General features: G+C 68.3%; 16 protein-coding genes. 8 read left to right on the top strand and 8 right to left on the bottom strand.

The features are described from left to right. The first annotated feature begins 25 nt into the window (after window positions 1-25). Entirely contained in the window at window positions 26-835 is an 810-nt protein-coding gene (locus ACQP06_RS21760; RefSeq protein ID WP_433666333.1) for a hypothetical protein, read from the top strand. 158 nt (window positions 836-993) lie between these two features. Further along, a complete protein-coding gene (locus ACQP06_RS21755) occupies window positions 994-1,206 on the top strand; it encodes a hypothetical protein (protein ID WP_433666332.1) in 213 nt (70 codons plus the stop codon). 22 nt (window positions 1,207-1,228) lie between these two features. Here ACQP06_RS21755 and ACQP06_RS21750 read toward each other — a convergent pair whose 3' ends face one another. The 4 genes from ACQP06_RS21750 to ACQP06_RS21735 all read right to left on the bottom strand — a co-directional run bounded on the left by ACQP06_RS21750 (window position 1,229) and on the right by ACQP06_RS21735 (window position 4,301). Next, a complete protein-coding gene (locus ACQP06_RS21750) occupies window positions 1,229-1,987 on the bottom strand; it encodes a murein transglycosylase (protein WP_433666331.1) in 759 nt (252 codons plus the stop codon). Between the two features lie 5 nt (window positions 1,988-1,992). Next, entirely contained in the window at window positions 1,993-2,952 is a 960-nt protein-coding gene (locus ACQP06_RS21745) for a hypothetical protein (RefSeq protein ID WP_433666330.1), read from the bottom strand. Window positions 2,953-3,226: 274 nt separating this feature from the next. Next, window positions 3,227-3,499 carry a hypothetical protein gene (locus ACQP06_RS21740; protein ID WP_433666329.1) on the bottom strand — a complete coding sequence of 91 codons (273 nt, stop codon included), beginning with the start codon at window positions 3,497-3,499 and terminating at the stop codon, window positions 3,227-3,229. 178 nt (window positions 3,500-3,677) lie between these two features. Continuing rightward, the gene (locus ACQP06_RS21735; protein ID WP_433666328.1) at window positions 3,678-4,301 is read right to left on the bottom strand and encodes a carbonic anhydrase; all 624 of its coding nucleotides are present in this window, start codon (window positions 4,299-4,301) and stop codon (window positions 3,678-3,680) included. A gap of 129 nt (window positions 4,302-4,430) precedes the next feature. On the opposite strand from ACQP06_RS21735, the gene ACQP06_RS21730 reads away from it, so the two are divergent. Both ACQP06_RS21730 and ACQP06_RS21725 read left to right on the top strand, forming a co-directional pair. Beyond that, window positions 4,431-5,759, top strand: coding sequence for a cryptochrome/photolyase family protein (locus ACQP06_RS21730; RefSeq protein WP_433666327.1), 1,329 nt, complete (start codon window positions 4,431-4,433; stop codon window positions 5,757-5,759). Window positions 5,760-5,830: 71 nt separating this feature from the next. Then, the gene (locus ACQP06_RS21725) at window positions 5,831-6,544 is read left to right on the top strand and encodes a response regulator transcription factor (RefSeq protein ID WP_433673399.1); all 714 of its coding nucleotides are present in this window, start codon (window positions 5,831-5,833) and stop codon (window positions 6,542-6,544) included. Window positions 6,545-6,547: 3 nt separating this feature from the next. Here ACQP06_RS21725 and ACQP06_RS21720 read toward each other — a convergent pair whose 3' ends face one another. Beyond that, complete coding sequence (locus ACQP06_RS21720; protein WP_433666326.1) at window positions 6,548-7,915, bottom strand: sensor histidine kinase; 1,368 nt, start codon at window positions 7,913-7,915, stop codon at window positions 6,548-6,550. 120 nt (window positions 7,916-8,035) lie between these two features. Between ACQP06_RS21720 and ACQP06_RS21715 the strand changes: the two genes are divergently transcribed. After that, window positions 8,036-8,875, top strand: a complete 840-nt coding sequence (locus ACQP06_RS21715; protein ID WP_433666325.1) for a COG4705 family protein — start codon at window positions 8,036-8,038, stop codon at window positions 8,873-8,875. Here ACQP06_RS21715 and ACQP06_RS21710 read toward each other — a convergent pair. Further along, window positions 8,862-9,248: a DUF4383 domain-containing protein gene (locus ACQP06_RS21710; protein WP_433666324.1), complete on the bottom strand. Its 387-nt coding sequence runs from the start codon at window positions 9,246-9,248 to the stop codon at window positions 8,862-8,864. The two genes, ACQP06_RS21715 and ACQP06_RS21710, sit on opposite strands and share 14 nt — an antisense overlap. Window positions 9,249-9,325: 77 nt before the next feature. On the opposite strand from ACQP06_RS21710, the gene ACQP06_RS21705 reads away from it, so the two are divergent. Continuing rightward, window positions 9,326-9,925 carry a TetR/AcrR family transcriptional regulator gene (locus ACQP06_RS21705; protein ID WP_404204505.1) on the top strand — a complete coding sequence of 200 codons (600 nt, stop codon included), beginning with the start codon at window positions 9,326-9,328 and terminating at the stop codon, window positions 9,923-9,925. Window positions 9,926-9,953: 28 nt separating this feature from the next. On the opposite strand, the gene ACQP06_RS21700 is transcribed toward ACQP06_RS21705, so the two are convergent. Continuing rightward, complete coding sequence (locus ACQP06_RS21700; protein WP_433666323.1) at window positions 9,954-10,622, bottom strand: PAS and ANTAR domain-containing protein; 669 nt, start codon at window positions 10,620-10,622, stop codon at window positions 9,954-9,956. A gap of 272 nt (window positions 10,623-10,894) precedes the next feature. Between ACQP06_RS21700 and ACQP06_RS21695 the strand changes: the two genes are divergently transcribed. Continuing rightward, window positions 10,895-11,092 (top strand): hypothetical protein, encoded by a 198-nt coding sequence (locus ACQP06_RS21695; RefSeq protein WP_433666322.1) that lies wholly within the window; start codon window positions 10,895-10,897, stop codon window positions 11,090-11,092. 90 nt (window positions 11,093-11,182) lie between these two features. On the opposite strand, the gene ACQP06_RS21690 is transcribed toward ACQP06_RS21695, so the two are convergent. Then, a complete protein-coding gene (locus tag ACQP06_RS21690) occupies window positions 11,183-11,512 on the bottom strand; it encodes a plasmid stabilization protein (protein WP_433666321.1) in 330 nt (109 codons plus the stop codon). Window positions 11,513-11,750: 238 nt separating this feature from the next. Between ACQP06_RS21690 and ACQP06_RS21685 the strand changes: the two genes are divergently transcribed. Then, entirely contained in the window at window positions 11,751-13,643 is a 1,893-nt protein-coding gene (locus ACQP06_RS21685) for a potassium transporter Kup (protein WP_433673398.1), read from the top strand. Window positions 13,644-13,650: the final 7 nt, after the last annotated feature.

Here is a 13,650-nt window from a genome sequence, read left to right as displayed (position 1 = left end):
GCCCATTCTTGGTAGGAGGCCGGGCATGACCACGGAAACTTCTCGGGGGCATCGCCGCCGGACCCTCCTCGCGATGGCCGCAATTCCGGCGGCGGTCGTGCTGTCCTGTTCCAGCGGAGGCGGGCCCTCGGCCACCACCACCGCCGCGCCGGGCGGCGCGTCCACGACCACCGCACCGGGCAGTTCCGCGCCGGCGAGCAGCGGGTCGGGCGCCCCCACGACCTCCCCGGCCGCGGACTTTCCCTACCAACCGCTGTGGCCGTTCCGCGACAGCGCCGAAGCCGCGGCCTGGCAGCGGGACGCCGGGTCCGGGCATCAACCCTGGCATCTCGACCCCGCCGCCACCGCGCAGTCCTTCACCCAGCACTACCTCGGGTTCTCGAGCTTGGACAAGATCGTGAAGGTGGCCACCGACGGGGACCAGTCGCGGGTCAGCGTCGGGTTCGACAATCCGAACGGTGTGCCCGTTGTCGCGGCCGTCGTGCATCTGGCCCGGATGGGGCACGGTGACACCGCGCCGTGGGAGGTCGTCGGCACCGACGACACCACCTTCCAGCTGACCACGCCGCGCTACGGCGGCGCGGTCTCGTCGCCGGTGGCCGTGGGCGGGACCATTACCGGCGTGGACGAGAGCATCCGGGTCCGGATTCTGCGCTCGGATCGGGATCAGCCCGTCGGTCGATCCGCTCCGATTCCCGCGGGCGGTACCGAATCACCCTGGAGTGCCACGGTGTCCGTGTCCGATGCTTGTCCGGCCACGCTCACCATCGTCGCGGCCACCGGAGGTCACGTCGCCGACGTCGAACGGTTCACCATCACTGGCGTTCGCTGCTGATTCGCCACGAAATTAGCTGTCGGAGAACCGGACTCGGGGAACTAATCGGGCGTCGCTGTGCCACCGGGGCCGACTTTGCGTGCCTAAGTTGATCTTTCGCGCCACATTTGCGCCGCGGGTGTACCAGAATTGGTGGTCCCTCTTCGAAAGGTTGACTCGTGCCCAAGCACTTGATCACGGTGGCGGCGATAGCGATGGTGGCGGCGGCGATCACGGGATGCGGCGATCACCGCAGCACCCCATTGGTCCCGCCGTCCCCGACCAGCGCGGTACCCGTCCTCGGCGGCGGTCGCTTGCCGGACGTGATCGACATGCCGACGACGACCCCGACATCGACCGGCCGGACCACCACGACCCCCAAGGCCGGCTGACGGTCCGGTTCCCGCCGCTCGGCTATTTCTGGTAGCCGAGCGCGGTGCTGCGCACTTGATCGACGTATACGGCGGAGTGGTTGTACGCCAGGATGGCCTGCCGCCAGCCGTGCGCCGTGGCCAGATCGCCGCCCGCCGCGCACAGGTATCGACCGGCCGCGAGGGCCGCATCGTCGATATTGTCCGGGCTGCCCGAAAGGCCGCTGGTGGCAGCCGGTTTGGCGGCCTTCAGCGTGGGGGCGAGGGTGTTGTAGCCTACGGCCGCGTGGACGCCCCAGCGTTTCCAGGTATCGGGGATGAACTGGAACGGGCCCATCGCGCGCGCGTACACCGTATGACCCGCTCGGGTGGTGGCATTGGGGTCGACGATCTGCGCATTGCCGCCGGTGCCGTCCAGCGCGATCCCTCGGATCGGCGGGCGCACCGATCCATCGGCCGCGATGGTCGCGCCGCCGAAACGGGCGTGATTGCTTTCCACGCGGGCGATACCGGCCAGGGTCACCCAGCCGAGATGGCAACCAGGCTGGGCCTTCGACATGGCCACTGTCGCATAGCCGTACGCCTGTAGGGCCCGCATCGGGATGCCGCTCGTTTCGGAACGCGCACGCGCCCACTCGCGGAGCTGGTCGATCGGAGACTCGGCCGCGTCGAGGCGGATCGCCGGAATCGACTCGCTCGCGCGCGGCGGCAGCGGATCGGACGATTCGCCGGAGACGCCGCAGCCCGCGAGTACTGCCGCGACCGCGGCCACCAGCAGCGCCGGACGCGCTGTCATCGCCATCGGTGCTACTTGGCCGGGAGGGGCTTGGGCGTGGTGGGAGCCACTGTCGTGGTCGTCGCCGCCGGGCGGTGCGTCGTGGTCGGCGGTTGCGCGACCGTCGGGCGGGCCGAGGACGGAACCGGCTTGGGCGCGGTCGTTTTGGTGGCCGTGGTCGACGGCGGGGTGCTGCGGCGCGGTGTCGTCGGCTTGGCGGACGGGGTGGTCGTGCGGACCGTAGTCGGGGTCGTCGTCGCCTTGGCCGGTGTCGGTGCGGGCGGGACGGTGGTGGTCGTCGTGGTCGCAGGGACCGGGGTGGTCGTTGTCGTCGCGGTGGCAGGAACCGGGGTCGTGGTGATGCTCGTCGTCGGTGCCGCAGGGACAGGGGTTGTCGTGGTCGTCACGGCGGCGGCAGGGACCGGGGTGGTCGTGGTGGTAGTCGTTGCCGCGACGGGCATCGGCGTAGCCGGGTCGGTGGTCGTGGTGGTCGGCGTGGGAGTCGTCGTCACCGTGGTGAGGCCGGGCGTCAGTGTCGTGACGACGTCGGTCGGCGGGGAGACCTGCGCCGAAATCCCCAGACTCGCACTCACATTCACATTGATGGTCGGACCCGACGACGGGCTCGTGGTCGGAGTTTCGGTCGTCGTCGTGACCGGCGTGCTGGTAGTGGGATCGGTGGTGTCGGGAATCGGTGTCTCGGTCCCGGGCACGTCTCCGCCATCGGGAGTGTCCGCGACCGGCGTATCGTCCGGCACGGTCCCGTCCTCCGGCGTCTCGGTCACGTCCGCGAGCTCGGTGACCGGTCCGGTCTCGGTGGCCGGGTCCGCCTCGGTGGAGGTATCGGAGACCTTCGACGACGCCACGACAGTGCCCGCCCGGTCGTTCTGCGGCGAATCCGCCGTGATCGCGACCCCGCCGACCGCGAGCGCGATCAATGCCATGGTGGCCGCTGTATTGGGCAGATACCGGCGCGCGTCGCGCATCGTCACCACGAATCCTCCTGGAACATCACCGACCTGGGCCTCTGCCAGGACCGGCATATCCTGGAGGCGCCTCGTAGCGCCGAACCCAATGTTCCGGAGCTACAGGATGTTCCACGGGTGAACAGATCGACACATGTCGAATGATCAGGCGCGCGAATGCATCTGACTTAAATCTGTTCCACCTTGATCCACCAGGTCTTCGCCGCCGAACCCGTCGGGCGAGCCATGGGAATTGATGTGCGGGCGAAAACCGTGGTGGATTGGGCGCTCTGGGGAATTGCTACCCGGCGGTGGCGTCGCCGCCCTCGCGGGCGGCGGCCACGGCGGCCTGGTGGACGCCCTCGGCGAGTTCTTTCGAGTTGGCCGGGACGGGGCTGCCCGCCACCGTGTACCACTCGCGGATTTCATTGTGTTGCACCGTGACCAGTGCGAGGTTGTCGGTGTCGGACCAGAAGGTGCGGAGGGTGATCTCACCGTCGAGGGTTCCGGCTTCCTCGGTGCGGATGCCGCCGGGGCCGGTCGTCACGGTGGTGGTCCAGTCGAGCTTTGTCATTGTTGAGCCCTGCTGTATAGGTGTCGGCTATCGCGGGAGAGTGTACGCAGAAAAAGGCGGCGCCTATCCCGAAATTGGATTCGGAATAGCGCCGCCCTTTTATCGCGGTGACCACGGCGAAAGCCTCAGGACCCGTTGGTATTTCAATGCGGAATTGTCGATTTCCGCACGACCGAACTCAGGGCTGTTCGCCGATATTGCCGATGACCTGGTTGAGGTGGGCGCGGCCGTCGCTGAGCTGGTAGGTGACGCCGGCGATGGCCAGGCGGCCCGCGTCGACGGCCTGCGAGATGATCTGCGAGCGCTCCATGAGAACGTGCGCGGTCTCGGCGACGTGGCGGGCCTCGAGCTCGTCGACGGTGCTCAGACCCTCGCGGCGGCCCAGCAGGATCGATGGGGTGACGCGCTCGACGAGGCTGCGGATGAACCCGCCGGGCACCGCGCCGCCGTCCAGGGCGTCCAGGGTGGCCTTGACCGCGCCGCAGCTGTCGTGGCCGAGCACCACGATCAGCGGCACGTTCAGGACCTGTACGCCGTACTCGATGGAACCCAGCACCGAGGAGTCGATGACGTGACCCGCGGTCCGGACCACGAACATGTCGCCGAGGCCCTGGTCGAAAATGATCTCGGCGGCCACCCGGGAGTCACCACAGCCGAACAGGATGGCGGTGGGGTGCTGGCCCGCGACCAGTTCTTCGCGGTGACCGGAGCCCTGGGAGGGGTGGACCTGACTGCCGGACACGAAGCGGTCGTTGCCGTCGCGGAGCGATTTCCAGGCACTGATCGGATTTGAGTGAGGCATATGTCCGATTCTGCACGCTGATCATGATCCGCGTCGACCGGCCCTGCGTTGCGGGACGGGCGAGCCGGGCCGCCGGACCGTACTGTCGCATCGATCAGGCAACCATCGATCAGGAGGCGGGGTGCGGGCATGACGACGTCGATCGTGTTGTTCACCAGGGATCTGCGGGTCCACGACAATCCGGCGCTGGCGGCCGCGTGCCGCGAGGACAAGTCGGTGGTTCCCTTGTTCGTTCTGGACACCGATCTGCTGGCCCGGATCGGGGACGCGGCGAACCGGCTGCGGTTCCTGTGCTCGGCGCTGAGCGAGCTCGACGACGAGCTGGGTGCGCGGGGCGGGCGGCTGGTGGTGCGGCACGGCCGGGTGGTCGACGAGGTCGTGCGGGCCGCGCGCGAGGTCGGGGCGCAGGCGGTGCACCTCGCGGCGGACGGCACCCCGTACAGCCGGAAGCGGGAGGACGCGCTGCGGGAACAGCTTTCGTCGGCCGGATGTGAGCTCCGTGTGCACGGCCGCTCGATCACCGCCGTGGATCCCGGTGCGATCCGGCCGGATACCGGACGCGGGCATTACGCGATCTTCACGCCGTACTTCAACCGTTGGCTGGAGACGCCACTGCGTCGTCCGGTGCCGCCACCGGTCACCGTGACCGTGCCCGAGGTGGAGAGCGAGGCGATCCCCGGCGCGGCCGATCTCGACGCGGGTCCCGGGTCGCCGCATTTGGCGGTCGGTGGTGAGACCACCGGTCGAAAACTGCTCGAGCAGTGGCTGTCCGGCCCGGTCCGCCGCTACGAGGAGGAGAAGGACGTCCCCGCTGCCGACGGCACCTCGCGCCTGTCGCCCTACCTGCATTTCGGCTGCCTGTCCGTCACCGAGATCGTGACCCGCACCCCCGCCACCGACCCCGGCGCCCTCGCCTTCCTCCGTCAGCTCGCCTGGCGCGACTTCTACCACCAGGTCCTGGCCGACGAACCCCGCGTCGCCGTGGCCGACTACAAGGCGGTGTCAGCCGAGCCCTGGCGGTCCGATCCGCGTGGCGTAGCGGCCTGGCAGGCCGGGCAGACCGGCTACCCCATGGTCGACGCGGGCATGCGGCAACTGCTCGCCGAGGGCTGGATGCCGGGCCGGGCCCGCTTGATCGCCGCCAGCTTCCTGGTCAAAACCCTCCGCGTGGACTGGCGCATCGGCGCCGAGCACTTCGAACGCTGGCTGGTCGACGGCGACGTCGCCAACAACCGCCTGAACTGGCAGTGGATGGCCGGAACCGGCACCGACACCCGCTCCAGCCGCGTCCTCAACCCCCTGCGCCAAGCCGACCGCTTCGACCCCGAAGGCGACTACGTCCGCCGCTGGCTCCCCGAACTCGCCCAACTGCCCGGCGCCGAGATCCAACGCCCGTGGCGGGCGGGCGTCCTCGCCGCCGACTATCCGCCACCGATCGTCGAATTCAACGGGATGTGAACGCGACCGTCGGAACGGTGACCGCCAGGGCGACGCACCGGCACCACGACGCCCTCGTGCATGCTGGTGCGGTGCGAGCACTGGTGGTGGAGGACGAGGAACGGCTGGCTCTCACCCTGCGACGAGGCCTCGAGCTCGAAGGCTTCGTCGTACAGCTCGCCGCCACCGGCACCGACGGACTCTGGTGGGCGCTCGAGGACGATTTCGATGTGATCGTGCTCGATCTCATGTTGCCGGGACTCAGTGGCTACGAGGTCTTGCGGAGGCTGCGGGCCCACGACGTGGCGACCCCGGTACTGATGCTGACCGCCAAGGATGGCGATTACGACCAGGTGGACGCCCTGGACCTGGGCGCTGACGACTACCTGACCAAACCGTTCTCGTTCGTGGTCCTCATCGCGCGTCTGCGCGCGCTGCTGCGCCGGCGCGCACCACAGCGGCCGACCATCCTGGCCGCCGGCGACCTCACGCTGGATCCGAGCCGCCGGTCCGCCCACCGTGGCGACACCGAATTGGTGCTGACGCCCAGGGAATTCGCGCTGTTGGAGTATTTCCTTCAGAACAAAGGCATCGTGCTGACCAAGACCGACCTTCTCCGGAACGTATGGGACGCCCACTACGACGGCCCGGGAAACGTGGTCGAGGTCTATGTGGGCTATCTGCGCAAGAAGATCGACGCGCCCTTCGGGCAGGCCAGCATTCAGACCGTTCGGGGTGCCGGTTACCGACTTCTCGACCCGGACGCCGGGCCGGCCACCGGATCCGGGGTACCGGAACACGCTTGACCGTCAATCGACTCCGGGCAGATCGAGAATGAATCGTGCTCCGCCGGAGGGTGATTCGGTGACGACAACGGAACCGTGGTGCGCGGCCATGATTTCTGTGACTATCGCCAGGCCGAGACCCGATCCGCCGCTGGTTCGCGCGCGGTCGTCCTCCAGGCGCACGAACCGGTCGAAGATCCGAACCCGTTCCGTAGCGGGAATTCCCGCTCCGTCATCGTCCACGATGATGCGAGCTCGCCTGTCGTGGCGGCCGAGGTGAAGGATCACGGTGGAGCGGGCGTGGGCGGCGGCATTGTCGACCAGATTGCGAAGCGCCCGCTTCAGGCGCAGCCGATCGCCGAGGACGCGTACCGGCTCCACGACGGTCCGGACCGTCACGGTGCCACGCAACCGGAGCGCGGCGGCTTCCTCGGCGACCAGGTCGTCGAGATCGACCTCGCCGATCCGCAATTCGAGACCGTGTTCGTCCGCGGCCGCCAGGGTCAGGAGATCGTCCACCAGATTTCGCATGCGCTCGGCTTCCGGTAGCAGCGTCGCGTCGATCAACTCCTGGTTGAGGGCTTCCGGGCGGTGACTGGCCAATTCCAGTGCGGCGGTGAGCGTCGCCAGCGGGCTTCTCAACTCGTGCGACGCGTCGCCGACGAACCGCCGCTGCGCTCGGTGACCGGCTTCGACGCGTGCGAGCATCTCGTTCATGGTTCGGGCCAATCCCGCTATTTCGTCGCGAGTCGGCGGGATCGGCACTCGTCGTGACAGGTCGCTGGCCTCGATCCCGGCGACTCGGGTCCGAATGTCCTCCACCGAGCGCAGGGACCGGCCGACCAGTAGGTAGGTCGCGGCGGCGGCGGCCGCGACCACCGCGGGGGCGCCCAGTGCCAGCAGCGCGGCGACCTTCTTCACCGCACGCTCGCTGTTCTCGGTGTCGGCCGCGACCAGCACGGTGAAGGTTCCGGCCGAGGTGTCGGCCGTCCGGGCCACGATGCGCCAATCCTCGTCGTAGCCGGCGGCCGCGGGCAGATCGTTCGCCGCTGTGATGGGCAAGCCGGTCAATGGCGTGGGCAGCGCGTGGCGCGATGCCGCGACCTGGTGTGCGGTCGAATCGAAGACCTGCACGGCGGCGATCTGACGGTCCGCGTCGAGCAGTGTCTCGGGCAGCGCGGTCGCCGGCTCGCGCCGCAATTCCGCCGCGATCTGATTCGCCCGGAATTCGGCGGCCGTGTCGACCTCGCTGATCAGGGACCGCTGCAGCACCCACAGCATCGCCGCCGCGGCGACGGCGACGACCGCACCCACGACCAGCGCGGCCGCCAACGCGGATCTGAGGCGCAGGCCCCAGCGTGCCGGCGCGAGCCACCTCGTGAGCCCTTTCACTCGCTCATCATCGGACACGGCGCCGGCTACGAGAAAACGATCTCAGCGTGTTCTCAGCGATCGGCTGGCAGGCTGCGTGGCGACCTGCTCGTTCGCCTCCATCGAGATGGGAAATCCGGCATGGACTCGGCGTCCGCCCGTACCGATTACAAGCTTCCACAGATCACCGCGCTGTTCTGGATTCTGAAGATCGCCGCCACCACTCTCGGCGAGACCGGCGGCGACCTGATCGCGCAGACGCTGGACCTGGGGTACGCCACCGCCTCGGTGCTGTTCCTGACGATCTTCGCGGTCAGCCTGATCGCGCAGTTGCGGGCGCGTCGTTTCCACCCCGCGCTGTACTGGACGGTGATCGCCGCGACCAGTACCGCGGGCACCACCATCTCCGACTTCCTCAACCGCGGGCCGGGCTCGGGAACGTCCACCGACGGCGGGATCGGCTACGGCGCCGGTGCGGCCATCCTCGTCACCGGGCTGGCCATCGTCTTCGCGGTCTGGAAGCTCAGCGGACAGACCTACGACGTCACCGGCATCAGCAGTGTGCGCGGCGAAATCCTGTACTGGACAGCCATTCTGCTCTCCAACACGCTGGGCACCTCGCTCGGCGACTACCTGTCCGACACCAGTGGCCTCGGATATTGGGGCAGCGCCGCCCTCATCGCCGCGATCATGGCGGCCCTGCTCGCTGCCCACTACCTGACCCGCGTCTCCGGTGTCCTCCTGTTCTGGCTGGCCTTCATCCTCACTCGCCCGCTCGGCGCCACCGTCGGCGATCTGCTGTCCAAACCCCACGTGAAGGGCGGTCTGGGGTTCGGAACGTGGGGCACGTCCGCCGTGCTGCTCGCCGTCCTGGTCGCCGGAATTCTGTACGGCTACCGCCGAATCCGTAGGGAACGAGGCACCGTGGAATCGCCGCGACCGTCGACAGCGAGGAACAGCGTCGTAATCAACGGGAAGTGAACCCGATTCGGCGCGTACGGGTGAGTGCTGTATTCGCGGCGACGCACGCCAGGCCCGCCGCCGCGAGGGCCGGATGGACTATCCGGTCACGCATGTCCACGGGGATGAAGCCGAGCAGATCGGCGGGGTTGAGCGCCTCGCTGATGGTCGCGAGCAGATAGGTCGCCGCGACCAGGGTGACGGCGGTGCGGGCGATGCGCGGGCGGAGCAAACCGGCGAGCAGTACGGCGGCGAGTAGCAGCTGCCAGGCCGCTCGCCAGCCCGTGCCGGGCATCGAGAACTGTGGTCCGGCCGCGAGAGTCGTGGTGGCGCGGACGGTCAGGAAGATCGTGACGAGCAAGCAATACCAGGTGGTCGGTCGTAATCGACTCATGGTGAAACCCGTTCTGCAGGTGCGTGACTGCCCGTTAATGCCACGGTGGCATTAACGGGCACCACTATACTGCCACTGTGGCAGTAGCGAGCGGTCGAGAACCGCGCCGTCGACGGCAACCGCAGGAGGCCCGCGCCGAGATCCTGGACGCGGCAACGGAATTGCTCCGGACGCGCCCCGCGCACGAGGCGACGGTGGCGGCGATCATGGAACGCACGACGCTGTCCCGAAAGTCGTTCTACGTGTACTTCCGTGATCGCTCCGAGCTGCTCACCACCCTGATCCAGCCCCTGCGCGCCGAGGCGGATGCGGGGCTGGCCGACTGGCGGAACTCCGACGACCCGGTCGCCGGGGGTCGCGCGGCCCTACTCGCCGCCGCCCGGACCTACCGCCGCCACGGCGCGGTCCTGCGCGCCATCTTCCGGTCGGGAACCGACGACCCGGAGGTGCGCTCGGTACGGGACGGCCTCGTCGCGGCGGTGGTCGACGTGGCGACCGAGAAGATCACCGAAGTCGGTGCGCCGCTGCCCGATCCCCGCGGCAGCGCACTCGCGTTGGCCACCATGAACATCCACATGCTCCTCGACCTGCGCCCGGACGCCGACGACGCCGAGCTCACCGAACTCGTGGACGTCCTGTCGACGATCTGGGAACGGACCCTCGGGGTGCACCGCTAGCTTTCGATCTACGGCCGGGCCGCGGAGGTCACTCGTGGATGCGTTCGTGCACGGTCAGCAGGATGTGATCGAACGCCGACACGGTTCCGGGCTGCGCGGGCGGGATATTGGGCAGTTCGCGCAGGAGTTGTTCGGCCAAGGAGCGGAGTTTGGTGTTGGTCTCCTGGGACCGCCACACCAGCAGTTTGAAGGCCTGCTCGTCATTGATGCGGTACATGCGCATCAGCACGCCCTTGGCCTGCTCGATCACGGCTCGCGCCTCCACCATCTCGGGCATCCGTTCTTCGAGCGCCTCGCGCTGAGCGCTGATCAGGGTGCCGGCCAGATCGATGTAGAACCCCGCGGTGCCGACCGCGCGCCCCTGGTCGAGGATGCGGTCGGCGACCACCATGACGTGGTGTTCGTGCCCGTGGGTGTCGATGAACCGGTGCCGGCTCGAGAACGGCTCGCCCAGCGAGACCGAGCGGGTGATCGCCTCGGCGACCTTGCCGCGATCCTCGGGATGTTTGTGGGCGAGAAGGAGTTCGGTGGTGGGCTCGATCTCGCCGGGCGTGTAGCCGTGCATGCGGTACAGCTCCGCGGACCACTCCCAGCGCTGCGTGGCGAACCAGAACCGGAAGCTCCCCGTCCGCGGGCCCGGATACTTCCCCGCGGCCCACACCAGCGATTCCGCGGGAAGTTCGGCCGAAGACTCCATCGCCCCATTATCCGCCTCGCCGCCTGATCAACGCCATCGCCCGGCAGCCGATTTCCTCGCCTCGAAACGAATTGACCGACAGCCTGTTTCGGGTGCGAAGACCCGGGTAGGTCCCGAATGTCCCTGAAATCGATATACGGAGGTATATCCCATGTCAGAGCACGACAAGAGCGGACCCCGGGAAGGCATCGAAGGCGTGATGAGAAATGAGAACTTTCACTAATGACCGTCGAGTGTGGCGCGGCGGGCGACGTACGCGTGCGAGCAGCCTGATGCTGCTGGTGGTGGTCGCCTGGCTGATCATCGGAGCCGTGGCCGCCGGGCAGCGGCACTATTACGACAGCGCGCCGACGAACTGCGCGAGCGCCGGGACAATCGCGGTGACGATCGTGGCGGGTCCGCTGAACTATCTCGGTCTGAACCCGAAGATCGCCGACTGCCACGTCGATGTGCCGCAACCCAGTCAATAACCTGGTATTCGCCTGTGTCCGGCCCAGCGGGGTACTGCTCGACAGTCGCGCCGCCAAGACTTCGGTCATGGCGAACCGTTGCTGAGCGAGTCAGGCTCGGCCGAGCGCGTGGGCGAGCTGCGCTTTGGACATTCCCGAGCGGCCCTTGATGTTTCGCTGCTTGGCCTCGTTGTACAGCTGGTCCTTGGTCGGGCCCTCGGGCCCGCGCCGGCCGGAGCGTTCGCCGCCGCGCTGTTGCGGTGACTTGCCCTGCAAGGATGTGCGACTGGCGGTCCTGGTCTCGCCCGCGCGGGCACGATTCTTGTTCACGGTCCGCGCACCGATCTCGCGGGCCCGGGCCGGGCGTTCGCCACGCTCCTCGGCGGAGTCGCGGATGTGCTCGTACTGTCGTTCCTCTTTCTTCGTCCATTCCTTGGGCATGGGACTTCTCCGATGCTGTGTCTCCGCTCTGTGAGCGGGTACGCCGAAGGCATCAGCACTCGGCGAGGAGGGTAGGGACATGGTCGCAGTACCCGGAAGCGGCGGGCCGAACCCGGCGATCGGGGTCGATTCGGCACACGATCGGGCGTGGTGAGGGATGCCCGAGCGCCAGGATTCGACGGTGTCGGACGACCAGGGGTCGGCCGGGCAGTCCGGTGCGCCGGGCCCTCGCGGTTCGATGCGCGACGCCGTGCGGCCCGGTCTGCTGATCGGGGTGGTGGGAGTGGTGTTCGGGGACATCGGGACCAGTCCGATCTACACGCTGCGGACCGTGTTCGATCCATCGGATCCGCATCCGGTCCCGGCGGAGCCCGCGAACGTGTGCGGCGTCGCGTCGCTGGTGTTCTGGTCGGTGATGATCATCGTGACCGTCACCTACGTGCTGCTGGCCATGCGGGCCGACAATGACGGCGAGGGCGGGATCATGGCACTGATCACGCTCGTTCGGCGCTTCGCCGCCCGCGGCCGCCGTCCCGCCGCGCTATTGGCGGCCCTCGGAATCTTCGGCGCGGCACTGTTCTTCGGCGACAGCATGATCACCCCCGCCATCTCGGTGCTGTCCGCGGTGGAGGGGATCGAGGTGGTGGAACCGTCTCTGGCCAAGGCGATCGTGCCGGCTACGGCGCTGATCATCGTGCTGCTGTTCGTCTTTCAGCATCGCGGTACCGAATCGGTGGGCCGGCTGTTCGGGCCGGTGATGGTGGTGTGGTTCCTGGCGATCGGCGCCTGCGGGATCGGCGGAATCCGCCAGCATCCGGCGATTCTGAAGGCGCTGTGGCCGGGCTACGCGCTCGGCTTCCTCTCCGGGCACTTCACCATCGCGTTCTTCGCGCTGGCGGCCATCGTGCTGGCGGTCACCGGAGCCGAGGCGCTGTACGCGGATCTGGGGCACTTCGGCCGCCGATCCATCACCACCGCTTGGCTTTTGCTGGTGCTGCCCGCCTGCGTGCTCAGCTACTTCGGGCAGGCCGCCTTGGTCCTCGGGACCCGCGCCCACGTGGCGAGCCCGTTCTTCCTGCTGGTCCCGCACTGGGGTCGGCTGCCCATGGTCGCCCTCGCCACCGCGGCGACGGTCATCGCGTCGCAGGCGGTGATCACCGGCGCGTATTCGGTGGCCTCCCAAGCCGCGCGGATCGGCTACCTGCCGCGACTGCGCATCGCGCACACGTCGGAGTCGACGCCCGGGCAGATCTACGTGCCGTGGGTCAACTGGTTGTTGCTGGTCGCGGTACTGACCCTGGTCCTCGCCTTCCGCAGTTCGACCGCTCTGGCCTTCGCGTTCGGCATGGCGGTCACGTGCACGATCACCATCACGACGCTGCTGCTCGGCTACCTCGCCCACGCGATGTGGCGACTACCGCTGTGGCTCGTCATCGTGGTCTGGATCCCGCTACTGACGGTGGACCTGCTGTTCGTCGCCGCCAACCTCACCAAACTCCTGCACGGCGCCTGGCTGCCGCTGCTGATCGGCCTGGCCACATTCACGGTCATGACGACCTGGCAACGTGGGCGCACCGTGGTGGCCGACGAGCGCGACCGCCTCGAGGGCTCCCTGCGCGAGTTCGTCGACGAGTTGTGGCACGACCCCGCACGATTGACCATCGTCGACGGCACCGCCGTCTTCCTCAACCGAGGCAAGCAGAGTGTCCCCCTGGCCTTGCGTGCCAATGTCGAGCACAACAGCGTCCGCCACCGCCACACCGTCATCGCCTCGGTGGAAACCGAACCCGTTCCCCGCATCTCACCCGACGACCGGGTCCGCATCGACCACCTCGACTACCGCGACGACGGCATCTTCCACGTCACCGTCCGGGTCGGCTACATGGAACCCCCCGACGTCCCCGCCGCCCTGGCCGGACTCGACACCGACGAGACCGAGGGCGAACTGGACCTACCCCACGCCTCCTACTTCCTCTCCGAAGTGGAACTCCGCCCCGCCGACCACCCCACCATGTCCCGTTGGCGCACAAGGCTCTTCATCGCCACCAGCCACCTCTCCGCCGATGTGGCCGACTATTTCCGCCTGCCCCGCCACCGCACGGTCACCCTCGGCGAGCGCATCGAGGTCTGACGAACCG

Origin of the sequence: Nocardia sp. CA-136227, from assembly GCF_050955695.1 — a bacterium.
Classification (GTDB): Bacteria; Actinomycetota; Actinomycetes; order Mycobacteriales; family Mycobacteriaceae; genus Nocardia.
This window is presented reverse-complemented; position numbering and strand designations above follow the sequence as displayed.

What these genes read in the sequence shown, in the direction of transcription:
- ACQP06_RS21700 (WP_433666323.1), bottom strand. Translation starts at nt 10,622, where the DNA reads ATGGAGTCTTCGGCCGAACTTCCCGCGGAATCGCTGGTGTGGGCCGCG.
- ACQP06_RS21710 (WP_433666324.1), bottom strand. Translation starts at nt 9,248, where the DNA reads ATGAGTCGATTACGACCGACCACCTGGTATTGCTTGCTCGTCACGATC.
- ACQP06_RS21740 (WP_433666329.1), bottom strand. Translation starts at nt 3,499, where the DNA reads ATGACAAAGCTCGACTGGACCACCACCGTGACGACCGGCCCCGGCGGC.
- ACQP06_RS21715 (WP_433666325.1), top strand. Translation starts at nt 8,036, where the DNA reads ATGGACTCGGCGTCCGCCCGTACCGATTACAAGCTTCCACAGATCACC.
- ACQP06_RS21730 (WP_433666327.1), top strand. Translation starts at nt 4,431, where the DNA reads ATGACGACGTCGATCGTGTTGTTCACCAGGGATCTGCGGGTCCACGAC.
- ACQP06_RS21695 (WP_433666322.1), top strand. Translation starts at nt 10,895, where the DNA reads ATGCTGCTGGTGGTGGTCGCCTGGCTGATCATCGGAGCCGTGGCCGCC.
- ACQP06_RS21760 (WP_433666333.1), top strand. Translation starts at nt 26, where the DNA reads ATGACCACGGAAACTTCTCGGGGGCATCGCCGCCGGACCCTCCTCGCG.
- ACQP06_RS21750 (WP_433666331.1), bottom strand. Translation starts at nt 1,987, where the DNA reads ATGGCGATGACAGCGCGTCCGGCGCTGCTGGTGGCCGCGGTCGCGGCA.
- ACQP06_RS21690 (WP_433666321.1), bottom strand. Translation starts at nt 11,512, where the DNA reads ATGCCCAAGGAATGGACGAAGAAAGAGGAACGACAGTACGAGCACATC.
- ACQP06_RS21735 (WP_433666328.1), bottom strand. Translation starts at nt 4,301, where the DNA reads ATGCCTCACTCAAATCCGATCAGTGCCTGGAAATCGCTCCGCGACGGC.
- ACQP06_RS21685 (WP_433673398.1), top strand. Translation starts at nt 11,751, where the DNA reads ATGCGCGACGCCGTGCGGCCCGGTCTGCTGATCGGGGTGGTGGGAGTG.